The 25832-nt window shown below is 43.6% G+C and carries 21 protein-coding genes and 2 pseudogenes; 9 read left to right on the forward strand and 14 right to left on the reverse strand.

Going from position 1 to position 25832, the window contains the following annotated elements; all coding sequences use genetic code 11:
• The first annotated feature begins 307 nt into the window (after positions 1-307).
• The gene (locus H5073_RS11290) at positions 308-2785 is read left to right on the forward strand and encodes a TonB-dependent siderophore receptor (protein ID WP_182679683.1); all 2478 of its coding nucleotides are present in this window, start codon (positions 308-310) and stop codon (positions 2783-2785) included.
• Positions 2786-2910: 125 nt separating this feature from the next.
• On the opposite strand, the gene hmpA is transcribed toward H5073_RS11290, so the two are convergent.
• Together hmpA and H5073_RS11300 are read right to left on the reverse strand one after the other, a co-directional pair.
• Positions 2911-4125, reverse strand: a complete 1215-nt coding sequence (gene hmpA / locus H5073_RS11295) for an NO-inducible flavohemoprotein (protein ID WP_182679684.1) — start codon at positions 4123-4125, stop codon at positions 2911-2913.
• A 381-nt stretch (positions 4126-4506) separates the two neighbouring features.
• Positions 4507-4782, reverse strand: coding sequence for a hypothetical protein (locus H5073_RS11300; protein WP_182679685.1), 276 nt, complete (start codon positions 4780-4782; stop codon positions 4507-4509).
• Positions 4783-4979: 197 nt separating this feature from the next.
• On the opposite strand from H5073_RS11300, the gene norR reads away from it, so the two are divergent.
• The 4 genes from norR to H5073_RS11320 all read left to right on the forward strand — a co-directional run bounded on the left by norR (position 4980) and on the right by H5073_RS11320 (position 9062).
• On the forward strand, positions 4980-6575 hold the full coding sequence (gene norR, locus H5073_RS11305) for a nitric oxide reductase transcriptional regulator NorR (protein WP_182679686.1): 1596 nt from the start codon (positions 4980-4982) through the stop codon (positions 6573-6575).
• A 117-nt stretch (positions 6576-6692) separates the two neighbouring features.
• Positions 6693-7031, forward strand: coding sequence for a hypothetical protein (locus H5073_RS11310; RefSeq protein ID WP_259394882.1), 339 nt, complete (start codon positions 6693-6695; stop codon positions 7029-7031).
• Positions 7031-8764 carry a PepSY domain-containing protein gene (locus H5073_RS11315; protein WP_182679687.1) on the forward strand — a complete coding sequence of 578 codons (1734 nt, stop codon included), beginning with the start codon at positions 7031-7033 and terminating at the stop codon, positions 8762-8764. The genes H5073_RS11310 and H5073_RS11315 overlap by 1 nt, the downstream gene beginning before the upstream one ends.
• Complete coding sequence (locus H5073_RS11320) at positions 8757-9062, forward strand: hypothetical protein (protein WP_182679688.1); 306 nt, start codon at positions 8757-8759, stop codon at positions 9060-9062. The genes H5073_RS11315 and H5073_RS11320 overlap by 8 nt, the downstream gene beginning before the upstream one ends.
• Before the next feature lie 62 nt (positions 9063-9124).
• Here the strand turns inward: H5073_RS11320 and nrdG are convergent, their stop codons facing one another.
• The 3 genes from nrdG to rssA all read right to left on the reverse strand — a co-directional run bounded on the left by nrdG (position 9125) and on the right by rssA (position 13080).
• Positions 9125-9598: an anaerobic ribonucleoside-triphosphate reductase-activating protein gene (gene nrdG, locus H5073_RS11325; RefSeq protein ID WP_182679689.1), complete on the reverse strand. Its 474-nt coding sequence runs from the start codon at positions 9596-9598 to the stop codon at positions 9125-9127.
• A gap of 71 nt (positions 9599-9669) precedes the next feature.
• A complete protein-coding gene (gene nrdD / locus H5073_RS11330) occupies positions 9670-11784 on the reverse strand; it encodes an anaerobic ribonucleoside-triphosphate reductase (RefSeq protein ID WP_182679690.1) in 2115 nt (704 codons plus the stop codon).
• Positions 11785-12069: 285 nt separating this feature from the next.
• Positions 12070-13080, reverse strand: coding sequence for a patatin-like phospholipase RssA (gene rssA, locus H5073_RS11335; protein ID WP_182679691.1), 1011 nt, complete (start codon positions 13078-13080; stop codon positions 12070-12072).
• Between the two features lie 164 nt (positions 13081-13244).
• Between rssA and H5073_RS11340 the strand changes: the two genes are divergently transcribed.
• From H5073_RS11340 to H5073_RS11350, 3 genes are all read left to right on the forward strand, one after another.
• Positions 13245-14618 (forward strand): DEAD/DEAH box helicase, encoded by a 1374-nt coding sequence (locus H5073_RS11340; RefSeq protein WP_182679692.1) that lies wholly within the window; start codon positions 13245-13247, stop codon positions 14616-14618.
• A 54-nt stretch (positions 14619-14672) separates the two neighbouring features.
• Positions 14673-15110, forward strand: coding sequence for a DUF3010 family protein (locus H5073_RS11345; RefSeq protein WP_182679693.1), 438 nt, complete (start codon positions 14673-14675; stop codon positions 15108-15110).
• A 283-nt stretch (positions 15111-15393) separates the two neighbouring features.
• Entirely contained in the window at positions 15394-15894 is a 501-nt protein-coding gene (locus H5073_RS11350) for a M48 family metallopeptidase (protein ID WP_182679715.1), read from the forward strand.
• A gap of 92 nt (positions 15895-15986) precedes the next feature.
• Here H5073_RS11350 and H5073_RS11355 read toward each other — a convergent pair whose 3' ends face one another.
• The 7 genes and pseudogenes from H5073_RS11355 to H5073_RS11385 all read right to left on the reverse strand — a co-directional run bounded on the left by H5073_RS11355 (position 15987) and on the right by H5073_RS11385 (position 23082).
• The gene (locus H5073_RS11355; RefSeq protein WP_182679694.1) at positions 15987-16235 is read right to left on the reverse strand and encodes a DUF4282 domain-containing protein; all 249 of its coding nucleotides are present in this window, start codon (positions 16233-16235) and stop codon (positions 15987-15989) included.
• Between the two features lie 238 nt (positions 16236-16473).
• Positions 16474-17097, reverse strand: a complete 624-nt coding sequence (locus H5073_RS11360) for an FMN-binding negative transcriptional regulator (protein ID WP_182679695.1) — start codon at positions 17095-17097, stop codon at positions 16474-16476.
• A gap of 90 nt (positions 17098-17187) precedes the next feature.
• Positions 17188-17507, reverse strand: a pseudogene (locus H5073_RS11365) (GNAT family N-acetyltransferase); the annotation flags it as partial.
• Between the two features lie 224 nt (positions 17508-17731).
• The gene (locus H5073_RS11370; protein WP_182679696.1) at positions 17732-18586 is read right to left on the reverse strand and encodes an alpha/beta hydrolase; all 855 of its coding nucleotides are present in this window, start codon (positions 18584-18586) and stop codon (positions 17732-17734) included.
• A 159-nt stretch (positions 18587-18745) separates the two neighbouring features.
• Positions 18746-21121, reverse strand: a complete 2376-nt coding sequence (locus tag H5073_RS11375) for an FtsX-like permease family protein (protein WP_182679697.1) — start codon at positions 21119-21121, stop codon at positions 18746-18748.
• A complete protein-coding gene (locus tag H5073_RS11380) occupies positions 21111-21818 on the reverse strand; it encodes an ABC transporter ATP-binding protein (protein WP_220488043.1) in 708 nt (235 codons plus the stop codon). Before H5073_RS11380 ends, H5073_RS11375 begins: the two co-directional genes overlap by 11 nt.
• Positions 21811-23082: an efflux RND transporter periplasmic adaptor subunit gene (locus H5073_RS11385; RefSeq protein WP_182679698.1), complete on the reverse strand. Its 1272-nt coding sequence runs from the start codon at positions 23080-23082 to the stop codon at positions 21811-21813. The genes H5073_RS11380 and H5073_RS11385 overlap by 8 nt, the downstream gene beginning before the upstream one ends.
• Positions 23083-23562: 480 nt before the next feature.
• Between H5073_RS11385 and H5073_RS11390 the strand changes: the two genes are divergently transcribed.
• On the forward strand, positions 23563-24051 hold the full coding sequence (locus tag H5073_RS11390) for a hypothetical protein (RefSeq protein ID WP_182679699.1): 489 nt from the start codon (positions 23563-23565) through the stop codon (positions 24049-24051).
• A 60-nt stretch (positions 24052-24111) separates the two neighbouring features.
• On the opposite strand, the pseudogene H5073_RS11395 reads toward H5073_RS11390, so the two are convergent.
• A pseudogene (locus tag H5073_RS11395) lies at positions 24112-24465 on the reverse strand (transposase); the annotation flags it as partial.
• A 422-nt stretch (positions 24466-24887) separates the two neighbouring features.
• Positions 24888-25805: a class I SAM-dependent methyltransferase gene (locus H5073_RS11400; protein WP_182679700.1), complete on the reverse strand. Its 918-nt coding sequence runs from the start codon at positions 25803-25805 to the stop codon at positions 24888-24890.
• Between the last annotated feature and the right edge of the window lie 27 nt (positions 25806-25832).

Here is a 25832-nt window from a genome sequence, read left to right on the forward strand (position 1 = left end):
TCTTAATCATGCTTTCAGCATTTATCAGGCCATCAATACTGGCAAAAATTGACTACAGCACAGTGACTTGGGCGAAGTATAACAGCAAGTTTGCTGAAACACATTAACAAGCTAATACCTAATACCAATCACATTAATGTTCTCTTTAGTCATTCCCCACTAGCCATCAGCCTTTGGGTCATAAACCAACCTAACTAGATTTCATCTCCAGCCCATTACCCATGAGTAACCCAATTATGCAAAATTATACTTGCAATGCCTATGACAATCATTATCATTCGCAACTTAATTTATAAAGGTGTCAGTTATGAAGTCGTTACGTTTATCTCTACTTGCTCTTGCTTGCCATAGCGCACTGTTTGCCGTTAATGCCAGTGCACAAACTACTACCCTCGCCTCACAAACGGCAGCCATGTCTGAGGAACAGACTAATAAGGCCCGTGATAACAAGGATGTTGAGCGTATAACCGTCTATGGAAGACAAAACCAAGTGGTGATGAACTCAGGCCTTGCCACCAAGTCTGATATGTCATTGATGGAAACCCCTGCGGCGGTTGTTATTGTCGATGAGGCGCTTTTCGACGCCCAAGGTCTTAGCAATATGCAAGACTTGGTACGTAACATCAGCGGCGTAACTCAAGCCGGCAACAATTATGGCATAGGTGATAACTTAGTGGTACGCGGCCTAGGCGCTAACTATACCTATGACGGCATGTATGGCGGCGCAGGCTTAGGCAACACCTTTAACCCGACCCGCTCACTGGCAAACGTGAGCTCGGTTGAAGTGTTAAAAGGCCCAGCAACCGGTCTTTATGGCATGGGTAGCGCTGGCGGCGTGATTAACCTCATTGAGAAAAAACCAGAATTTACCAGTCAGCATGAGTTTGAACTTGAACTAGGCCAGTGGGACAGCTATTCAATGCTAGCTGACAGCACAGGAGCCATCAGCGATGATTTAGCCTATCGTGTGGTCGCTAAAAGCGCCCGCAGCGACGGTTACCGTGACATGGGCACCGACAGAGATGAAGTTTACGGTTCGTTAAAGTTTTTGATTAATGATGATCAAAATATCATGTTATCAGCCGCCTACATTAAAGATGCTATCCCAGTAGACTCTATCGGCCATCCCATCCGTATTTATAATGCTGAGTCAGTCGATGGTAAAACCGCAGGTGAAGCCACCTGGCAAGACTTAGTCAATGACTCCACCAGCAAAGGCATACAGCTTACTGAGCTTCAGCGTCAAGAATTGGCAAACTCCTTAAGTTCAAGCGACGGCCTAACGCCTTATACCTTTGGTCACAACGGCTTAATCTCCCCAATGGCCAAAGCCAATGAAGGTGAAGAGCTGCGCCTTAAGCTGACGCACAACATCTACTTAAGCGATAATCTGCATTTAAACCAGCAGCTGCAATACCGTAACTATGACACTGGCTTTGCTCGCCAAACGGGTGCCTACAACTATGTGTACTGGGAACGAGGCGGCGTTATCAATGCCGATCCCCGTGCGCCACTGCTAGAAGATGGCAAGTTATACCCCTTTGCCGCTCGCCGTCAGGAGTACCGTAAAGCCACCGCTGATGAAAAATCATGGCAGTACTTTGCAGATTTACGCTACGACTTCGAACTTGCAGGCATAGACAACGAACTGTTAATGAATGCAAATTTTGAAGACAGAAGCGTGCGCTCGCAGCAATATTCGATTTGGGACAAAGATTACGTCACCAAAAATAAATCTGGCCAAGTGCTCTATCAAGGCAGCCTGCCCTACATCTATGATATCCGCACCCCAAACTGGGGCACGGGACAATTTGAAGATTACGATCCATTGCTTACCAGTAACTATGACAAAACTATCGGTGCCTGGGGCGTGGGTCTGCAACACGTGGGTTATTTAGGCAATGGCTTTACCAGCCGTGTTGGGGTTGCGTTTAATGAAATCAAACAAACCTACGAGCACTTAGGTGTCGATAGCCGCTACAGCTCAAGCCGCGCAGCACCGACCCAACTTGCTGACACCACAGATAACGGCATGACCTATAACCTAGGCTTAACCTATATGCCAATTGATGATTTATCATTCTTCATCAATCATGCTAAAGGCCGCACCGCTTACAGCGTGCTTGGGGATATTAAGGGCGATCAAAGTGACAGAAAAGACTCTGAGTCAGTCAGCAAAGATTTTGGCATAAGAGCCAAAGGCTTTGATGATCAATTACTGGCCTCATTAATTTTCTTCAAAACATCACGGGTGAACTTGCAATACGATAACCCACTCTATGAAGCTGGCGTGTCTGGCCCTGAAGTGGCGCAGTATTTTAATAACGGCAGTGAAGATACTGAAGGTGTTGAGCTTGATATCAACGCCGATCTTAACCAGCGATGGACAATCAATGTCAATGCTGTTTATCAAGACGCCCGAGATAACCAAGATCCAAGCCGCAGTGATGCAAATCAACGTCAAAAAGGCGTGCCATACGTCACCGCTGGCATCTGGGCAACCTACGCCGCTGACTTTGGCTTACGTGAGCCTATTTCCTTTAGTTTGGGCGGAAAGTACGTCGGCGAGCGCAGCACACATTCAAGCTCTTTTGGTATTCCTGACGGCTATGTGCCAAGTTATGCCGTTATGGACTCAGCCATCAGCTATGATGCCCAAGACTATAAGATCCAGTTAAACATTAACAACATGTTTAATAAGGTTTATTACGAAAAAGCCATGTTCCTAGGCGGCATGCCAGGGGAAGAGCGTAACGCTAAGCTCACCTTAACTTACCGTCTGTAAAGACGAGATTAGCGGCTTGGTTAATCTCAAGCCAAAATCAAAAGCACAGCCCTAGGGCTGTGCTTTTTTACATTTCCCCTTTGGGGCTGGTTTAACCCGTAAACAGGTTAAATAAATCATGACTTTTAAAACGCTTCATGAGGGCCAAACACTTCATAATGAATTCTGTTTGCACTGACATTTAAGCCCAGTAATTGCTGTTTAATAAACTGCATAAATCCCAGCGGGCCGCATAAGTAAAAATTCCCCGTATCCACAGGTAAATTCACCGATGTTAAGTCCATCAAGCCATGAGCTGCGGTATCACTTAGCTCGTCGTTGTACCATACCTTTTGCTCCCAACTATGGCGCTGAGTAAGCTCAGTGACCCAAGTTGAAAATGCGTGTTGACGAGCGTTTTCACAGGCATGTAAAAACTGCACAGGATGACCATAAGCTTGTTCTGACAAAGTATTGAGCATAGATAACATAGGCGTTTGCCCCACTCCGGCAGAAATCAATGTCACTGGGGTTTGTTTGTCTACCAAGAAAAAATCCCCTGCAGGGGCGTACAGAGTCACGGTATCACCAAGCTTAAGATCATTATGTAAAAAGTGAGATACCACCCCAGGTTTACTCTCAGCAGCAACTCCAGTTTCTGCGGTAAAATCAAGCTTCGAGGTTTCACGCTTCACTGAAATTCGGTAAGTGCGACCATTTGGGCTGGCTGATAAAGAATATTGACGCATTTCTTTATAATCCGCCCCCAGAGGCTGCACTTCAATACCTATGTACTGACCAGGTTTAAAATCAAGCACCTTAGCGCCATCAATAGGCTCAAACACAAAACTGCTAATCAACTCTGACTCAATAGATTTAATAATGAGTTTAAATTCACGGCCACCGCTCCAGCCCCCTTGGCGCGCTCCATTTTGCTGATAAATCTCAGCTTCGCGGCCGATAAATATTTGCGCTAGAAACTGATAAGCAGCAGCCCACGCGGCTTCCACATCGGCGGTGAACGCTTCAGGCGCCAGTTCACGCAAAGTTTCGATAAGGTGTGTGCCTACAATCGCGTAATGATCTGCCTGAATATTAAAGGTGGTGTGTTTATTGGCAATACGCTCAACAGCTGTGGTCAACGCCGCAAGGTTGTCTATATTTTTAGCATATGCAGCAAGAGCTTCAAACAGCGCCACTTGTTGGCGTCCTGAGTGCTGATGACTCATATTAAAAATATGTTGAAGTTCAGGATGCTGATTGAACATTCTTTGGTAAAAATATTTCGTCAATTCAGGGCCTGCCTGCTCTAACAAAGGAATAGTACTTTTGATAATGATAATGTGGCTTTCGGTAAGCATAAAATGTCCAAATATTAACAAATAAAAAATAGCCCACTTAATCTATGACCTAGGCCTCAAACCTTAGGGTATACATCAAGGTTACGCTAAATGATCACACTCCTTCGCAGTATTAATACCAATGCTATTGATTGGCATAAGACGCAGCTTCTTGCCATGTCCATTGAAAATCACTGTGCTGATGTTAAGGCGCTATTTGCATGAGTAGTAGAAATGCCCCTAAGAGGCTGGCTGTACGGGCTAAATGCTCACTAAGGATAGTGCTTAGCACAGTTAATTCACCGACAAAATGCAACAGTGCAACGGCAAATAATCCAACTAACAGTAGCAGCTTATTAAAGCAGCGGAACAGCACCATAAATAAAGTTAAGCGCTTTCATATTAGAAATGTGTCTCACCGAGTCCATGCAAACACACGCACCTAAGGACATAAGCCACCTTGAACACTCCCGCAAAAATAATCGTGCCGATATGAGTGCCAATCAGAATTGGCATGGCTAACGCTTGCTCAAATCCAAATGACAGTACCAAGCACGCTAGGATAACCAACCCCGACGACAGCAGTAACCATTCAGCGACAGCTAAGTAACGCTTAAAATAAGCGCTGGCTTCACAGGCGCCTGAAAATTGATTTGGATCAACAAAACATGAGTTCATCGTTATTCTCATTGGCTTTAAAGAGGTTTCACTGTATTTAGCAAAACTGATGCCAATATTTAAAATCAAAATTTTCAGTATGTTAGGTTGATATTGCTACAAAGGGAGTCATAAAGACCCCACAGAATTGAAGTCAAAAAGACTCTAGCGTATCATTTGAACCCACAAGTGAAACTAAAACCAATAGAGAAACGACCATGACGGCCATTTCAACAACCGCATTACTTGATTTAGCATTGGAGCTGTCCAGCAGTGTCAATAAGCAAGACAGGTTTGAGCGCCTGCTCGATACTGTGCGTAAAACCATTCATTGTGATGCTGTAGCCCTATTGTCATTTCATGGTGACATGCTCAAACCCATCGCCTTGCAAGGCTTAAGTCGCGACACGTTAGGGCGCCGTTTTATCATTGCTGAGCATCCACGCTTTGAGATCTTGTGTCATTCCAAAGGCCCAGTACGTTTTAGTGCCGATAGCCCTTTAGCCGATCCTTACGATGGCCTATTGCATGACAGAGACGGCGATCTCCCCATGCATGCTTGCATGGGATTACCCTTGTTATTTGATGACAAATTACTCGGCCTGCTCACTCTAGATAGCCTTACTCCCAATGTTTTTGATGATATTCCCAGCCGAACTTTAGCGTTAATTTCAGCCATCGCCGCCTCCACACTCAATACCGCTTTACTGCTCAAGCAGTTGGAAACTCAGGCCAATCACTCTCAAGAAGTGGTCGCTCAGTTAACAGAACAAGCCTGGAAACACGATGGCGGAGAAATTGTCGGTGACAGCCCAGTGATGCAAAAACTTAAACAAGACATCAACATAGTGGCGCGTTCAGAATTTACTATTTTGATCCACGGCGAAACCGGCGTCGGCAAAGAACTCGTTGCTCAGACCTTGCATCAGCAGTCATTGCGTCATCATGGTCCCTTGATCTACGTGAATTGCGCCGCGCTGCCTGAGCACTTAATTGAAAGTGAATTGTTCGGCCACGTGAAAGGGGCTTTTACCGGAGCGGTGAACCATAGAGCAGGAAAGTTCTCTATCGCAGATGGCGGCACCCTGTTTTTAGATGAAATAGGTGAATTACCGCTTTCGGCTCAAAGTAAGATTTTGCGAGCCATACAAAGCAATGAAATTCAGGTCGTTGGCCAAGACAAGGTCGAAAAGGTCAACGTTAGGATACTGGCGGCCACCAATAGAGATTTACGAGAAGAAGTAGATAAAGGTCGCTTTCGCGCCGATTTATTCCATCGCCTCAGTGTATTTCCCATCACAGTCCCACCACTGCGCCAGCGCCATGGTGACATCCCTCTACTTGCAGGCTTTTTTATTGAGCGCCTGCGCCGCAAACTCGCCATCAACACCTTAAGCTTTGCCAGTGAAGCCATAGCAATATTTGAACAATACGATTGGCCCGGTAACGTCCGAGAACTTGAACATCTTGTGAGCCGGGCAGCCCTTAAAGCAAAGGCACGTCAGCGACAAAAAACCATGGTCACCATAGATGCAATAGATTGCGGCCAGCTGCTCAGCAGCGAAAAAGCGCCATCTACGGCCACTGAACTCAGTTTTTCATCCCAGCCTTTACCTGAGTCAACATCAAGCAGCCCATCGACAATGAATTTACGCGCGGCGACCGATGAGTTTCAGCGTCAACTCATCATCAAGGTACTTTCTCAACAACAAGGTAACTGGGCGTCCAGTGCCCGCCAGCTTGAGACAGACAGAGCCAACTTAAATCGACTCGCAAAACGCTTAGATATCAGGGTGGTAAAATCCGTGCAATAGCAAAAATGGCCACGCCTTGACTGGGATCCTTTTGTAAATTGTGTTGCATTACGTCATTAACCCAAGGTTTAATGTGATAATGACTCTTATTTACATAATTTTTGAGCACCTACATTAATGTCCACAGTTAAATCGGTAATCGCCTCTGAATCGGTCATTGCCCCGTTCACTAAGGCTAAGTCTGCCACTTTTACTCATTTATGGCTGCGCCATATTGCCGCCTGTTTGATGGCGCTACTCACCGCGACCATCACCATTCCGGGGATGACCACTTACTTAACGGCCAGCGCCGCAGATCAAATTCTTATTCCTATTTTGCTGTTCCCACTCATTTGGCTTGGGTTATTTATGTACTCTTACCTAGCAAAACAAGCTTACCGCCCTTGGTTATTAATGCTGCTACTGATCTTGAGTCATGCCTGGTTAAGCTACAGCGCAATTTGGGGGCAAAGCTAATGAATGCATTGATGATTAAAAAGCTTTATTTACTCCATGGCTGGGTTGGCGTCATAACAGGTGTGCTGCTGTTTATCTTAGCTTTTAGTGGCATCATTGCCGTATTTAGCCGCCCAGAGCTTGCCATTTGGGGCAATCCTGAACTCAGAGGTGATATTCAGGTCAATCACCAGCAGTTGGATGCCTTGGTGTCCCAATACAGTCAAGAAGTACCGCCCATTTACCGCGACAATATTCATATTTATTACCCCGGTCAGCGCGGTAATGTGGATCTGGTATTAATGTTTGAATCCCACGATGGCGATGAAGTCTTTAACAAAGCCGCCAGCTGGTATTTTCAATTTGATGCCAAAAGCTTAAGTTTAGTTGAAAAAGGCAACAGCCTAACCCGAGATTACATCGCCAATCGCGACACTGATATGGCAAGGTTTTTAGCAGAATTTCACGCTGACTTACATTTAGGCCGCCCTGTAGGGCTTATTCTCACGGGCTTACTGGGACTAACCTTAATGCTGTCTGTGGTGACGGGGTTTGTGGTTCACAGGCAAAAAATCAAACAAATGTTCAGTTTTAGGCGTGATAAAAACGCCTCTGTCGTTATTAGCGATGCCCACAAGATAATGGGGATTTGGGGCAGTTTGTTTCACTTTACTATCGGCTTTACCGGTGCATTTCTAGGGCTTGCTGCGGTCATTTTATTGCCCGCAGCCGCCATGGTGACCTTCGGCGGCGATCAAGATAAATTACTCCAGGCCTTCACCCCAATGCCAGAAGTTCATGCCTCAGGCACTCACAAGACCACAGAGCTTGGGCTTATCCTCAAAGATATAGAAAAGAAAGGCCAGTTTAATGTCATCCAAGACATTACCGTTATGGCTTACGGCGATGCCAACGCCATGGTTTATGTGCGGGCAAAAGGCCAGGAACTTTCCACCCAACTGCTTAAATACCAAGGTAATAATGGCGAATTTATCAAGCAATTCAGTGTCTATGGTGACTTAGACAGTAGCGCTCTACCCTTGCTGGATTTAATTCTACCACTGCACACAGGTAACTTTGGCGATAGCAATAATGCCACAGGCATTTTAATTAAACTTATCTGGGCTTGTCTTGGTTTGACGACCGCATTGTTGCCGCTAACTGGGGTGATGATGTGGTTTGATAAACGTAGCCGCGGGGCACAGGCCATTTTTAGCCAAAGACAATACCTCTGGGCCAACCGTTTAAGCCTTGGCCTATGTGCAGGCTTAGTCTTAGCCTGCGTGAGCCTGTTTGCAGCCCAACTTTTGCTTGGCTACTTTGCTGACAATAGCCGCTTAAGCCAAGCCATGGGGCCAATATTTTTTGGGGTCTGGATACTGGTAAGCCTGCTTGCCTGTTTGGTGCCTAACCTCAATGCTTTCGCAAAATTACTCTGGCGTCTCACGGCTCTATTGCTCATAAGTTTAATGCCTCTCAATTCCCTGCTCACTGGCAGTCATCTGTTTAATGTGATGACCACTGGCCACTGGCTCACCCTTGGCGTTGACAGCGTTTGTTTATTGCTCGGCTTAAGCCTACTTAAAATAGAGGCCAAGGTATTTAACAAGATAAACGCTCAAGCATCAAGCCATGGTGTAACTGATGGTGCTAACGCGAGTATTAATGCTGATGTTGATATAAGTGCTAATCATGCCGCTAAAGCATCATCAGAACTGCATAGCAAGATCAATCATGGAGGCATCAATGGATAGCAGTGTGTTTCAAGAAGGTTTGCCCGCTCAATTAGCCGGTCAATCAATAGCAAATCTATTAGGCATGCTACTGGCTTTTGGCCTTATTTGGGTCGCCATTGCCTTGCTCCGTCAAGGCAATACTATGAGCCGAGCTTATCAGCGCTTAATTAGCGCAAGCTTAATACTTATCGCTTCGTTGAGCTTATTTATCCTCACCTTAGACTTTGGACTTGGGTTATTAAGCTTCATCGCCAGTGCCTGCCTTGTAGGATTAATTACCAGCCTATGTGGCTTATTTAATGTCAGTGCTGATTAAGCGATAAAGCGAGACTCAAGCAGTACTAAAACGAGCAAGAGTAAAACGCCATATATGGCGGTTTACTCTTGATGGCTCAATCTGTGGATCACTTGGTTACTGCTGCCGCGCCATACCAGTGACGGATCAGCCAAGGATTGGACAAACTTTCCGTCCACCAGCACATCAATATAGTGAAGTAATTGCTGCTGGTCGTCATTTAGCTCAGCAAGGCGATAGCCAGTCCATAGCCAGATATTCTTAGTGGGGCACTCTAATTTAACCCGCTGAACTAGCTTAAGCACTGCGCTTAAGTTACTCGGGTGTAAGGGATCGCCACCGCTTAAACTCAAGCCATGCCTGATAATACGCTCATCCTGTAAATCACGGATGATGTGATCTTCTAAAGCTTGGTTGTACGGGTGCCCAGCATCCAGTCGCCAAGTGGCTTGGTTATAGCATCCTTTGCAGGCATGTTCGCAACCACTGACAAATAAAGTACAGCGAGTGCCCTCACCATTGATAACATCGATACTGTGATAGGCACTGTAAAACATATTCTCTCCTGCAACTTTTGCCCTAACATTTTTAGCCTAGTATTCTCAACCTAACAATATAGGCACTAAAGCTATAGATGCTTAACCCTGCGCTTGACTTCTTCTTGCTTGCCCGCATTAAAGGGCCGTGCATCTGGGCTGCCTAAATAGCCACACACCCTGCGAGTCACGCTCACTCGGCTTGGCTCATGATTACCGCATTTAGGGCAGACAAAACCCTTGCTGGTGCAGTTAAATTCACCTAAAAATCCGCAGTCATAACACTCATCAATGGGGGTATTTGTACCGTAGTATGGCACCCGACTGAAACTGTAATCCCACACTTGCTCAAGCGCCGATAGATTGTGCTGCATGTTGGGGTACTCGCCATAGCAAATGAAGCCGCCATTAGCGATTTCAGGATAAGCCATTTCAAAATCGAGCTTATCAAAAGGGTTAACCTTTTTCTCAACGTCTAAATGAAAACTATTGGTGTAATAGCCTTTATCTGTCACGCCTTTAATGAGTCCAAATTCGCTGCTGTCAAGTTCACAAAAACGGCTGCAGAGGTTCTCACTTGGGGTGCTATAGAGGCTAAAACCGTAACCCGTTTCTGCCTTCCACGCTTCTGTAGCACGTTTTAGATAGCGAATAACCCCTAACGCTTTTTCTCGCAACATAGCACTATCAAAAAGGTGTTCTTGGCCAAAAAGCGCATTGATGGTTTCATGTAAGCCAATAAAGCCTAATGAAATTGATGCACGGCCATCTTTAAAAATTTGTGACACTTCATCATCGGCCTTGAGTCGCACGCCGCAGGCCCCTTCCATATAAAGAATAGGCGCAACACGGGCTTTCACGCCATCAAGACGGTTAATGCGGGTATCTAAGGCTTTTTTAGCAATAAGTAAGCGGGCATCTAACAATTGATAAAAAGTCGCCTCATCGCCCTTAGCTTCTATGGCAATACGCGGCAAGTTCAAACTCACTACGCCTAAGTTATTGCGCCCTTCATGGATAAGTTCACCATTCTCCTCATAGGCACCAAGGAATGAGCGACACCCCATGGGCGTTTTAAAAGAGCCAGTAACCTTAACCACTTGATCATAATTGAGAATATCTGGATACATTCTAAGGCTGGCGCACTTAAGCGCTAATTGCTTAATGTCATAATGGCAGTCGCCAAGTTTATGATTCACACCATCTTTAATGGCAAATACAAGCTTAGGGAATACCGGCGTTTTACGATTTTTTCCTAGGCCTTCAAGACGTACATTAAGCATCGAGCGCTGGATGAGTTTTGACTCCCAAGAAGTGCCCAAGCCAAAACCAAAGGTCACGAACGGGGTTTGCCCATTAGCGGTGTGCAAGGTGTTGACTTCATATTCAAGTGATTGAAAAGCATCGTGACACTCTTTTTCCGTCAGTGACAAAGCATACTGCGCCGCATCTGCCACTTGCCACTCTATGCCTGTAGCTAGATGTTTTTGGTAACTTTTTTGCACAAATTCGGCCAACACTTCATCGATGCGGTTAATGGTGGTGCCGCCATAAATGTGACTGGCAACCTGAGCAATTATTTGCGCAGTAACTGCGGTCGCGGTGGCGATAGATCTAGGTGGCTCAATTTCGGCATTGCCCATTTTAAAGCCTTGAGTCAACATACCGCCTAAATCGATAAGCATGCAGTTAAACATAGGGAAAAACGGCGCATAATCTAAATCATGATAATGTAATTCGCCGCGCTCATGGGCGCTGACGACATCCTTTGGCAACAAATGAGTTTTGGCATAATGTTTTGCAACAATGCCGGCAAGTAAGTCCCGCTGGGTGGGGATGACTTTGGCATCTTTATTGGCATTTTCATTCAAAAGCGCGGCATCGCTTTGCTCTACTAAGCCTAAAATCTGTCGATTGAGTTTGCTCTTAGCCTCACGACACAAGTCTCTATCATGGCGATATTCGATATAATGACGCGCCACGGCTTTGTAGGGCCCTGACATCAAATGATTTTCCACCGCATCCTGTAGTTCATGTATGTCGACTTCGTTCCTACCCGTTAGTTGTAATTTAACTTGCTCAGCTAAGGTACAGGCATAATCCTTGTCCTTTTTACCTGCCGATGCCATAGCCGCAATCACCGCCTCTTCAATGCGCTGGGAATTAAACTCAGTACGACAACCATCCCTTTTTATCACTACAAGCATGCTTCACCCCTTCTGTGCGACATAAGCTAAAATACAGCACAACCAACACCTTCCCCCCCCTAAAGAGTGAAAAGTTGGAACAGGCTAAAATAACTACATATCGACATTAAAAATCTAAAAAACACAATATATGGTGGCATTAGGCGTTAAATTACCAATAAATGCTTTGATCTAGATCATGGTTATTGAAGTGAAAAAAAGCACAATAAATCTTGCAAATTTGCAATGATTTGACTAGAGGAAAATCTTTAATAGTAAAGTTCGACTGATACGCTTACTTGGACATTATCTTGTCGGCACTTTATCGTCGGCACTCGCACCAATGATGGCCTTAATTAGATGACTAATATCTGCCACCGCTTGCTCACCTGCTGCAATTGACTCCGCAGCGCGATGAAATTCCATGGTACCAATATCAAACACTTGCGGCACTATGCAGATATCTGGCGGATCGCCCATCAGCCGAGCTCTTTTATGGCGCTGCTCAAGAATATCCATAGATTGAGACATCACGGCAAGCATACCGGGGTGATGGGAAATTCCAAGAGAAAATTGCTCGGTTATACTCGCTATATAGTCTTTACTTTTACCCCAAAGATCCATAAAACCCGACTCTAGCTGGGGTTTTTCTGTCACCGTTTGGGATGTTTCCGCCTCACAACTCACCATTTGCGCAGGCATCAACTGCATTTGACCGCGGCGATGACCATTGAGATCCACAGCAATAACCACATCGACGCCCATGGCGCGGCATAAAGAAACTGGCACAGGATTAACCACAGCACCATCCACCAACCAGAGATCATCTTGTTGCACTGGCGGTAAAAAGCCTGGCATAGAGCAAGAGGCCCTTACTGCGTGACGTAAATTCCCTTCTTTAAACCAAATTTCTCGCCCTGAATACAAGTCTGTCGCCACTGCTGCGAAAGGACGCTTTAATTCTTCAATCTTTAAATTACCCACACGAGTCGACAATACCTCAAAGACTTTTTCACCATTGATAATTCCACCTTTACGCCAGCGAAGATCCATCAATCCAAACACATCCCAGCTGGAAAAACCCCGCACCCAGTGCTCTAAATCAGCTAAATTATCGTTTGCATAGGCCGCACCCACTACCGCGCCAACTGAACATCCGGCCACAACATCAGGATAAACCCCTAATTTTGCTAAGCCATTTAAAACCCCTATGTGGGCCCAGCCCTTAGCAGCGCCACTGCCTAATGCCAGACCAATCACAGGCTTTTTTGGTAATACGGCTGTCGTGGTTTTGTTACTCTTGGTTGTTAATGCCATTTGGATCCTGTTTATTAAATTATTCTCGATTCACGATCAATTAATAGCTGCAAAAAACAACTTGTGAACCAGATAAAAAACAGCATAACCAAAGCAGGAGTTGTTGGCTATAGCCCTGTGAAGGGGTTATACTATGCGGCTATAATTTTTTAGGGGAACAACCTTTGCAATTTTCAGATTTTTCATTAGATAAGCGCCTGCTCGACAGCTTGAAACACTTAGGCATTACCGCGCCAACGCCTATCCAAGAACAAGCGCTGCCTATAGCTTTAGCAGGCAAAGATCTAATGGCGTCTTCAAAAACTGGCTCAGGAAAGACCTTGGCGTTTTTGCTGCCTGCCATGCAAAGGATTATCTCCACTAAAGCCTTATCTAAGCGTGACCCTAGGGTGTTGATATTGCTACCCACTCGCGAGCTTGCTCAGCAAGTTTATGGCCAGTTAAGGCTGCTTGTGGCAAATACTCAATACAAGGCGGTGAGCATACTCGGTGGTGAAAACTTTAACGACCAAGCCAAAGCCTTAAGCCGTGAGCCACACTTTATCGTGGCAACGCCTGGGCGTATTGCTGACCACCTGCAGCAGCGCCACTTGCACTTAAATGGCCTTGAATTGCTGATTTTAGATGAAGCTGACCGCATGTTGGATTTAGGCTTTGCACCGCAGCTTGCTGCGATTAACACTGCAGCCGATCATAAGCGCCGTCAGACGTTAATGTTCTCAGCAACACTTGAGCATGATGAAATCAACGACATTGCGGCAACCTTACTTAAGAGCCCCAACCATGTTGCCATTGGCGCGGCTTACACTGAACACGCCGATATTACCCAGCGCATTTTTTTGGTTGATCACTTAGATCACAAGCAAGCCTTGCTTGAACATGTGCTAAATAACGAAACCCAAAAGCAAATCATCATCTTTACTGCCACCCGTGTTGATACTGAGCGCTTAGCCAGCTTACTGGCGGACAAAGGCTTTGCCACTGCGGCATTAAGTGGCGATCTCAAGCAAGGCGCACGCAATCAGATCATGGATCAATTTGCCCGTGGTCAAAAACAAATCTTGGTCACTACCGATGTCGCCTCCCGCGGCCTTGACCTTATCAATGTGTCATTAGTGATTAACTTTGATATGCCAAAATTTGCCGAAGAATATGTCCACCGTATTGGCCGCACAGGCCGTGCTGGCGCTAAGGGTGATGCTATCTCTTTAGTGGGTCCTAAAGATTGGGACAGCTTTATCAAGGTGCAAGCCTTCCTGCGTAAAACCTTTGAGTTCAGCGTGATCGATGGCCTAAAAGCCAAGTTCAGTGGCCTTAAAGCGAAAACAAAAGCGAATAACGTCGCCTCAACCAAACGTGTAGCCAAAGCGGTCACTAAAGCAAAATCACCTCATGCCAAAGCAGCGCCAAAGCGTGATAATCGCTTTAGCACAGGCATTGATGTGGGAGATGCGCCAATGCGCCGTAAAGTTAAGCCGAGCATGATTATTGAAAGTGATGCCAGCATTAAGTCTGAACTCGACTCAGACGACGAATAAATCTTAACGGCAATGCCCCCGCGTTGCCGCTCAACAGTTAATAGTAGGAATATCATGAAAATTTGTGGTGTAGAGTTAAAAGGTGGCGAAGCCATCATCAGTTTATTGACCTATGAAGGTGAAACCTTCAACGTACCAGCTTGTCGCAAGGTGTCGTTTAGTATTTCTCAGTCTGCCAGTACTGAGTCAATTCGTGAATTTCACTTCACCTTCCACAAGTTAATGGAAGATTACAGAGTGGATGAAATCGCGATTATAGAGCGCGAGCAAAAAGGCAAGTTAGCCGGCAGTGCCACCAGTTTCAAATTAGAAGCAGCAATTCAACTGACTGAACTGCCTGTGCATTTGATTTCACCCGTGACCATTAAAGAGCAGTTAAAGCGCAACCCGCCTTTGGTTGACTTTGAATCGTTAGATCTTAAACGCGTCCAGCAAAATGCCTTTGACGTGGCCTACGTGCAGCACAATCGCCACATCTTCGGCAAAATCTAACCGTTACTGATAAGTGCTTTAGTGCTTTAGTGCTTTAGAACAGTATAAAAACAAGGACTACGGTGATGCGCTGTGGTCTTTTTTGTATCTAAATGGCCGATAAAACAGTTTAGTTAATAAAATAAAAACCAAAAAACTAAAGACCCAAACTATGACCAAGAAACCTACAGCGCCGCCCGTCATGCCTAAGAAATCTTCGAGCCAAGGGTTAAAACCAGCGACAGATATCGCCAGTCTAATGACCAGCGAGCAAGTCACAGCGGTTAAATCACAACAAGGTGTGATGCGCTTACTCAATGGCTATAGCGCCAGCGTTATCGAGCAAGTTCAACGCCATATCGAAGACAACAGCTTGGCTAGTTTGTTGTTGTCACGTCACCCCGTCATTCACGACATTCGCACCGACAAAGCCCTGTATGAGTATACCCTCGGCTTTAAACATCAGTTTATGCGCCAGTCAGATCCTTTGGCCAAGGTGATATATGATGAAAAAATCACCTTAACTCATCAAGCCTTAGGTCTACATTCTTTTGTTAACCGTGTACAAGGCAACAAAGTTAAGGCCAAAAACGAAATTCGGATTTCATCAAGGCTAAAACGCATCCCAGAGCCACTATTACGCATGGTGGTCATCCATGAATTGGCGCATTTACGGGAAAAAGAGCACAACAAAGCCTTCTATAAACTTTGTGAGTTCATGCTCAGTGATTATCATCAGTTGGAGTTTGATTTAAGGCTATTGCTGATCTGCGAAGCGTTAGGACAATCGCCCTACGAGGTGTAGATTTGGCTTCAACATTGGTTTAGTTAGTTAAGCGTCAATAGCCTAATACCGGCCATTAACGCTAGATTATGTTGGCTTTTACGCTTGAATCTTTATTCTGATTTATTGGCTATCTTCTGCAAGTTCTCATGAATTTTAAACAGCACAATTAATAATTCACACCAAATTCTCGCGCCTATTGCACCGGCAATAATAATGCCTAATCCCGCGAATAAACCACCGCCAAACTGAGAGAATATAGTGCCAACACCAGAAATTAAGCTAGCTAGGAGCAATAACCAGTAGACGAAAGTGATTATTTTTGGGGTGAGCATTGAATCGAAAAAAAATATGTCTTTCATAGAAAAATCCTTTTAATTATGTGTAACCTAAAAAAGCCTTACATCGTACTCGACAATCAACAAGCAGTAGCAAAATGGCTGCGACCACCTGTTGAAAAATGCAATGATAACTTATTTACTAAGAACTTTGGCACTGATTTACAAAGAAAATAATCTGCGATCCGCGCTAAGGCATCAAATAAATAGAGAGTGTTCATAAGTCTGGTAATGAAAATCAGGGGTTTAGTAAAAGCCACGACTAAGCTTCATTATCTTCACCTAATCCAATACCGCGCAGCTCCATATATTGGGCCAGCTGCTTAGCATCAAGATGAGCACTTTGTTTAAGGGCAGCAAATACCCCTTGCTGATCCCCAAGCTTTCTATGTTGGCCCAGTTTTTCTTTCGCCTGAATATCATCGACAACTATTTTAAAACCCACAATGGCTTGGCGCATTTTCTCAAGGTATTCGTCTGGCATTAAGGTTTTATTATCCAGCAAACTCGGCTCATATTGGGCAACAGTATCACGCATCAACTGCTCCGTTTGCTCGCCATCAAGCAGTTCAAGTTCACCATAACAATGCACCGCAGCATAATTCCAGGTGGGCACTGCAGGTTGATTTTGATACCAAGTCGGTGACACATAAGCGTGAGGGCCATTAAAGATCACTACCACTCGTCCTCCTGAAGTCATCTTATGTTGACCGTTCGCCCGAGCCATATGGCCATAAAGTACGCCGTTCTCACCCTCTTGTGGTTGAAACAAAAATGGTAAATGACTGATGTTAAGATCTGACGTCACTAAAGCAGCAAAACTAAATTGCTGAATAAACGCTGCCACCGCAACATCATCCATCAGCATGTTTTTAGGGATATACATAAGGAACAAAACCTCTGAGATTAAAAAATTAATATGAATGCAGATTGAAATATGCCAAAAGTTTAACAATGAAAACGAGCGTTCAATACTTTATGGCGCCATGTGCAACAAAGGGTCAGCTTTGCCCTGTCCATCGACTGATGAACGTCCAGTTACCTCAAAGCCAAAATGCTGGTAAAAACCTAAAGCTTGTTCATTCTGCTCATTAACATCAACTTTACTAGCACCTTGAGATTGGATGGCATAGGTAGCTAACAAGGTACCAAAGCCTTTGCCACGCACCTCAGGGCAATAAATAGCAGTTCAATATTGCCATCATGTACACCACAGAATCCCAGTATTTCACCATTGCTGTTTTTGGCACCTCTTAAATCAACAGCATCAAAATACTGCTCTAAGATCAGCGGTTTTTACTGCTAGAAGACCGATATGACAGGAGTTTATGGAAGCTGATTAACAAAATAGACTGATTTCATTGAAAAATAGTGATATATAGCCAAAAAGCATTACACGTTAACATTGATTCAGCCACAATTCCCTTTTCATATATACAGGTATTTGTTCTGCATATGAAGCCTGATAATTCCTTGAGCTTTTAGCAGCGGTATTGTTAGGCATCCGCTGACTAAACGTGTTAGCTGCCCTTGCTTTGCCTTGGGACCGCTTGTTGAAGCCCATCCGTTAATAGCACTGCAAAAGCACTGTGATGAGTCAATCCTGACAATACTTTGGATCGCACAATTAACCCTTGATAATCTCTTGATTTCAATTGATTCTCAAATGCCAGCATTTCCTCGACCATACTCCCCTCTTGACTACCTATGTACATGAAAACCTTTGCTTTCATACTTTTATTACTTTTTGCATAGTCACTTTCCAGTCGAAACATCGCTTTTTTGTCGTACCAGAACGATGGACTACCTAAGATATAGTAATCAAATAACTCGGGATTTGTGATCAATATATTGGCGCCTAGCAATCCACCATATGAATGACCAACAAATACTTTTTTATCCTCTCTAACGCGGTATGTTTGACTGATCAGAGGTAAAACCTCGTCTGCAATGAAATTAATATACTGACTGGCTTTGCCTGAATACTTCTGAACTTCGAGCGAATGCCCCCTTTTTTCATTGGGGGCATATGTTGGGGTGTAGTCTCTGGTGCGACTAAGCAAAGGGTTATGCCCTTTGGAATATGAAATCCCAATAATAATGACATCTTCAATATCCCGGCCGGCCATCAGATGCACAATGCCACTCGCCACTGCAACTGAATAACCTGTATCGTTTAATAAAACCAGCGGGTATTTTTTGGTATTTTCTGAGTAATCGTTAGGTAAACGAACATATAGTTCATATTCCAACCCGCTTACTTCAGATTTTAATTGCAGGGTATGCGTATTTCGAATTTTAAATTCAGTACTTTCCTCGGCACTTATTGACGCAGAGAAAAAAACAACAGCAACAAAAACTAACTTAAAAAACATAATTCACCTTAAATATCTGACAGTTAAATACAGTTAACGCTTAACATATGGGGATTTTAGGAGCATTTTTTCCAACTAATCAGCCAGCCATTGAAAACAATAACATAATCCAATTTCGCATGCGCTCAACAGCCATTTGTACGAACTTGATTCTATATATTAAATACGCAGTAACTCACTAATACTGTGCTTTAGGGTTTTTCTTGAAGCTAAAAACGTAATTGAAACCACAATTAGCATACAAATTATAATACTGGTACACATTAATAATGGCTGTAAAAGTGATACGCCAAGCAGCTTCAAACTCTGACTGTCTAATATCCATAGCAGGCATACAGAAAAAGTTGACGCCTGCCCAGTTAAAATAAGGTTTAATTTAATCATCTGCATGATCAAACTCATTTTCTCGGCACCAACTGCAAGTAAAATAGCCCATTTCATCTGTTGTACTTTTACTGTGAACTGAAAGCGGTAGTACAATGTAAAAATAACTAATAAAAAAATCATCAATGCCATCGCACTAGAAGTAATAAACAATAATCGCCCAGCAGGATCTGTGCTTATTATCTGTCGCACTAAACTGCCTGAATCTTGATAGCCTAATGCCGAAGATTGTAAATCAGCCCAATCATTTAAATGAGATAGAAAGAGTTGCTGATTAGCATGCTTAGTATAAACAACCGGTGCTACTCTATGGGCATATAATGGATTTTGCTCGCTTAAATGCAAATAAAGCACAGGTTTTGGGGATTGATTAAGTCCAAAATGGAGCAGGTCTTCAATGATCCCAGTGACCTTAAACTGTTTTGTATAAAAAAAACCAGAAACTTCTATATCTATGCCTTTAACAGACCTGTAGTTTGCTAAGCCTAATTCCTCTGCTAATTGATATGCCATAGTTTGATTAATCACTAAACTGTTTGCAGTGAGTCTTGATGGCAATATTGAATTGATCCCGAGCAGGTCAAAAAAGTTAGAAGAGACATAGAGACTATTAATAGGTTTTGCCAAAGCAGACTGACCAATAACTTGATAACTCAACCTTTGAGCGCCCAAATCAGTAAACATGGTTGAGGACAGTGCAACTTCACTCCCCAATACCTGCCAATCTCCTTTAAACTGCTCGGCCGATAAAGACAAAGATAATTGGCCTTTGACCACAGGTTTAAAACTGTAGACAGATTGAGAAATATTAATTTTTTGGTATTTTTTCCATTCGGTAAATGACAGAACCAGACTTAAAATAATCACTGATATAATTACACTCAGCTGAATAAGTAAAATAAACTGGCTCATTAACACCTGTTTTTTGTCCATTTGCCCTTGGCGTCCACGAGAGAAATGCGACGACATAGCATCCATCATTGGCATTTGAGCGCACAGCAAAAATAGACCCGCAGAGACAAACACTGCCGCAATCCAGAGCCAAAAATTAAACGATAACCCGCCATCAAAATAGATTTTATAAAGGGGTATATTGGCAACATAATCCGTAAAGATGATGCCGAGCACGGGGCTCACAAGCGCCAGCACAGCAAGTGTTAGCAAATTTTCCCGAACCAAGTGTAAAAAAATATCCCTTCGCTCACCACCCAAGGCAACTTTCAACTGGATTTCTGCACGCCTTACAATACTTTGTTGCATGTAAGCTGAAACGATACCACTACAAATTATAAAACCAAAACAAAGCAGTAAGACGAGTAATACCCATGATTGTTTTTGAATAAGCAGCCGCTCATTAGGCTTGATCTCCATGCCATCAATAATTAACGGAGTAAAATGGCTATCAACAAACCCACCCTGTGGCCTTGGGGTTTGCGCTCTTAATAAGCGATACGCTTGTTGCAACTGCTCTGCTGAGTGAGCCCGGCTGAGTTGCGCAAAACCGTAATGACTCCCTTTTGTTTTGACGTACAGCTCAGGGTTTTCGGCAAACATTGTCGGCACATCCTGAAGCAGGTAACTATCAGGCACCCATATATCGATATCCCTGTCACCAATCTTTGCCATTGATGGTAAAGCCACCCCCGCGATAGGCAGGCGCTGACCTTTATAATAAAGAGTAAGTTCATCAATCCCTTTTGATGTGTTGTATTGATTGTAAAAGCGGGACGATAGAACCACTTGTTTTTCTTCCCAGATTTTCTGAGTAAAGGGCTTGGGCATTGCTAAAAGCTCAATCAAACTTTTAGAATAGAACCCAATATTGACTCCGGATATATCCTTTAATCCGACAGTCAAAGCAGCGCTTTGAATGCTAACGCTAGCAACATTTTTTATTGCAGGTAACTTTTGCAATAGCTCGATATCATAAACAGAAATCGGCTGCACATTTCCATTATGATCTTGATTAACAATGGTAATTAACGGATCTTTTTGCTGAACCCATTGCGGTCTGTCACTGCTAAGCATCCAGATCAAATTTGATGAGAAACCAATTAAACAGCAAAATAAGCAAAGGCTTACGATCAAAACAAGCCACATACCACGCTGACCGCGCCACTTACGCCAACCATACAGAATATCAAACAACACGTTTAAACTCCTGATTATGCACCACAGAAAGGATACCATCGGACATCTTGTATGCTTGCTGGCAACAAAGCGCGACACGTTCATCATGAGTAATAATTAACACAGTTCGCCCCTCCTGGTTGAGCTCACACAACAAGTCCATTATCTTTTGCGAGTTTTCGGAATCTAAGTTACCTGTAGGCTCATCACACAGTAAAATATCAGGCTTACAGATTAACGCCCGTGCAATTGCAACCCTCTGTTGCTGGCCGCCAGAGAGTTCATCTGGGAAAAAATCTTTTTTATCGCTTAAGCCAACTTTATTTAACACATCTTGAATTAACTGACTATATTCTGAGGATTTTACCTTCTTATTAAACCGCAATGGTGCAGTGAGATTTTCAACTACTGTCATGTCTGCAATCAAATTGAAGTTCTGAAACACCCAGCCAATATGTTGGTTTCGCAGCTGACTAAGCTGAAATTCTGATAGCTCACGTGTATTTTGATTACACAGGTCATAACTGCCATTATCCGCAACGTCTAACAGGCCAAGGATTGATAACAAGGTTGACTTACCACTACCTGATTGCCCGACAATTGCCACCATCTCACCACTATTAACCTTGAGATTTATATCCTTTAAAACGTGGTTGCTACCAGATCTATGATTAAAAGATTTATTCAGTTTATTGAGTTGTATAACCGCATCAGTCATAAAGATCACCCATAGTAAATTCTTCCCTGTTAGCCAGATGTGTAGGCACTTGCAATAATAACTGTTCTCCTTGTGTAAGGCCTGCAATCACTTGTGCCTTATCCCCATAAATATCACCCACTAGAACTTGTCTTTTCTCAAACAATTCAAGCTTTTCATTCAGAATAAACATTGGGTATTCTCTATGCCCTCTAATTACACCCACAGGGCGGTCTGCAATTAAAGTATTTTTATGTTCGGCGACTTCGATGATGGCATTAACATCTATATTGGGGCGCACAGAAGTCGGTAAATCCCCAGTAAAACTGATGTCTATTTCTACGCTGCCATTAGTAACTGACGGCTCAACACGTGAGACAAAGCCCGGCATGTCAATTCCTTTAATGGATACTTTCGCAGCTAACTTAGGGTTAACAAATTCAGCATCATTCGCAGTAATACTTATCCTTGCGTAATAGCTTGATAAATCTGCAATCATTCCTACAGCCTGTCCTTCATCTAAATGACGACCAATTTCAAGATCATCAGCTAGCTCAGTTAACATGCCATCCATACTCGCCGTAATGGATAGTTGGTTAACTTCTAATGCGAACATCTCATATTGTTTTTGAGCTTTCTCTAAGCGATATAACGCCGCTTGATTGATAGATTGCCTAGTCTGTTGCAGAGTGTTGTAACGACTTGTTTCCATTTGTAAAATAGCATCTTCTTTTTCCCACTCAACTTTGGCTTTATGCAGCTCTAGCGCAGAGATAACATGACTCTCTTTGAGTGTTTCATTGGCAGTCAACTCCGCCTTAGACAAAGCTAAGCGAACGTTAGCTAATCGAATAGCCCCCAATTGGTCTTCCAGAATTTGGCGAGATTCAGCCATCACCTGCTGTAGGTGTGATTTCTCTTCAAGCAGTTCAAGTTCACTGGTTTCCATTGCTCGTAATAGTTTAGGGTTGTTCAACCTTAAAATGACATCCCCCTTATTAACAATATTGCCAGGCTTGAGGACAACTTCCACTATGTGGCCACTGCTTATAGCATTAACACCGCGCTGTATTTTAGGCACGAGTTTGCCATAGCCCGAGACCATTACCGTCATTGAGGAATACTCGACTTCGGACATTAAATGTTCAGAGTTAGATGTGGCAATAGAGAATGCTTGAGGTGTAAAAGTGGCAAAAATAACGATGAACAAAACAATCGCAGCCAATAAAAACGGTAGTATTTTTAATTTTTTTGAGTAATTCCTATCCTTAGGGATGTTAAACATTTAGCGAATTCCTTTTACTATCTAGTTACACAAAGATAACCAATACGAGTTGAGAAATCACTATGTTTTTTTACTTTTATTATTGACTTAAGCTATTAAGCTTGTTAGCTTTTTAATCGCAGATAAAGATGTACTGCCACAATTAAACAAACTCTTTTTCGTTTAATGCAGACGATTTGGTTAACACAGTCAAGGGTTTTCACAACAGTAAACTTAGTGAGAAATGTGCTAACAATGAATTATCGCAGCCTAAATTGCTCGTAGGGCACGCTCGAAAAATTATACCAATCACATTAATGCAGTAAGGGTTATTCCCTTTCAAATTAATGCAACGAAGAAGTGCAATGCTTGAGATGCTCCCATTGAATGACCAGAAAATTAATACGATTGGTATGAAAGCTGAGTAATAAAAATGTAGTTAAATAAATGACAATTTGAGCACACACTTTTAGTGCGTTCTTTCATAAATGGATTTAATGTATGAATAGAAAATGGCTTATTTCAATAGCGCTAGCTACTACCTTTTTCGCTAATGTCAGTGTTAGCGCTAATGAAACATCCTTGCAAGCATTAGGACAAAGTGGAAAAAACAGCTTTTATAAAACAGCCTCCACTCAGACAAAACCATCTTTTCCGGCTATTTATGTTTATAGTGTTAAAACGCAACAATTTCTAAGCCTAGATAAAGCGAGAGCTTATCTCGGCACACTGGACTCACAAGAACTCTGGAAGGAAGCGACCATCAATTGGGTTAAAGATAGCGCTCAATTTAATACAACCAACGCCAAACTGTCTCAAGCTGTGCCTGCTATAAAATTCGATAGAGACTATGTTATCTATTACGATAACTTACCAGGCCCTATGCTTGAGCAATTTAAAGCTATGGAACCTAACTTAATAGAAAAAGACAAAATATTAAAATCGGTACTCAGCTTACAGAGTAACTCACGCACTTATACTACCTATTAACTTAAACAAGAAATCACTATCAGCTGATTTAGAAACATTGTTATTGCAAGGAATTTTAGATTAGCCCGCTTTTAAGTGCTGGCAGCTACTTGCGAAGTGTCTTCGTCGTTTTTCTAGATGCTCACAATAGCGGGTAAGTTCTTGAAGTGTGCCCACTGGGCCGTGAAAGAGCTTACCAAACTCAGTAGTGAGTTTGAGCCAATTTTCTTGAGGGATATTCAACCTTGATAGTAACTTAGCACTATTGCTGCTGATGGCGCCACGCTTGTCATTGCGAATAATACGTCCCGTATCATCAACCAGCTCAAGATAATCTTGCAGCGAAAATGCTATACCCTTGGGTTGATGGTTGCGTTCATTGCCAATGAAAGGCAGTAAGTTATTAGGTTGTTCGCCTTTTAAGGCCGCCTTCAAACCAAATCGACAAAAGTACGCACCTTATCCGCCACAAGATTAACGGTGCCAAGCATTGTTAAATTCCTCTCTGAAGAAAAAACGTGTCAAAGTTGAAATAAGCATGCACTGCTGATTTAGAGCTAAACGGCAACTAGGATGCCAATGAGAGGTTATTGGGCTAAATGGCTCGAGTGCGTTAGCAGCAGGGATGCTGCGCCCGAGCCCATTGGACCTTTTTTCCGGTAAGAATACGGTGTCACTCGGGAGATTAGCCCAATGGCTGAGAACACTGAGTGGACCTATACAAAATTAACTTTAAGTCAAAATCTTATTGAAATTAAACATGATCTGAAACCATAGTCACCATCGCGGTATTTATGAAGACTGTGAAGCACAGCTTGCCGTTCCAACATAATCGCTGCAACGGCTTAAGTCATAGCTCAACCCGCTTTGGTATAACGCAGCACTTTCAATGACTTCTGTTCATCTATGTCGGCAAACACACTGGGGTTAGCGAGGCGATCGAGATAGGTAAGCTGTGGCGCAGTTTCTGCAACTTGGGCCATCAGGAAATCACAACCTAGCTCTGGGGCATTGAGGCACAATAGCAAATCCCCGCCTGGGGCGAGCAATTCAGGTAAACGGCGCAGTAGACGCACGTAATCTTTAGTGGCAACGAAGCTGCCTTTTTGATTACTGGGTGGATCGGCGATGATCATCTCATAGGGGCCAAGCTTGGTGAGTTTGCCCCAGGAGTTAAAGATATCGTGGCCTAAAAAACGTGCCCCCGAGCCAAAGCCATTAAGCAGATGATTCTGCTTGCCTATGCTCAACGCGCCTTTGCTCATGTCGATATTAACCACTTCATCGGCGCCGCCTTGTAAGGCCATCACAGAAAAACCGCAGGTATAGGCGAATAAGTTGAGCACTTTCTTGTGCTTAGCATGAGCTTTTACCCAGGTTCTGCCGTTTGCCATGTCTAAAAATAGGCCATGATTTTGCCCTTTAAGTAGATGGATAACAAACTTAGCGCCGTTTTCGCTCACATTGTGTTGAGCAGGCACTGCGCCGCGTAAAAGCTCAGTTACCGTCTCACCGCCACTGCGGTATTGATACACCAAATTAAGCTCATGGCTACGAACGCTTTGGCCCCAAAATGACTCAATCTCAGCCACTAAGCTTGCCAATTCATCGTCGCTTAAGATCTTAAAACTGGTTAGCAGTAACACTGGGTTGTACCAATCTAGGCACAAGTGCTCACAGCCTGCATGTAGGCCACCGCGTCCATGGAAGATGCGGCAAATATCTGTGCCTAACTCGCTTGTTTGGTGCTGGGAAAACAATCGTTCGATATTCATTATCACTCTATTTTTCAATTAATTACT

It is taken from the genome of Shewanella sp. SR44-3 (assembly GCF_014163735.1).
Lineage (GTDB): Bacteria > Pseudomonadota > Gammaproteobacteria > Enterobacterales > Shewanellaceae > Shewanella.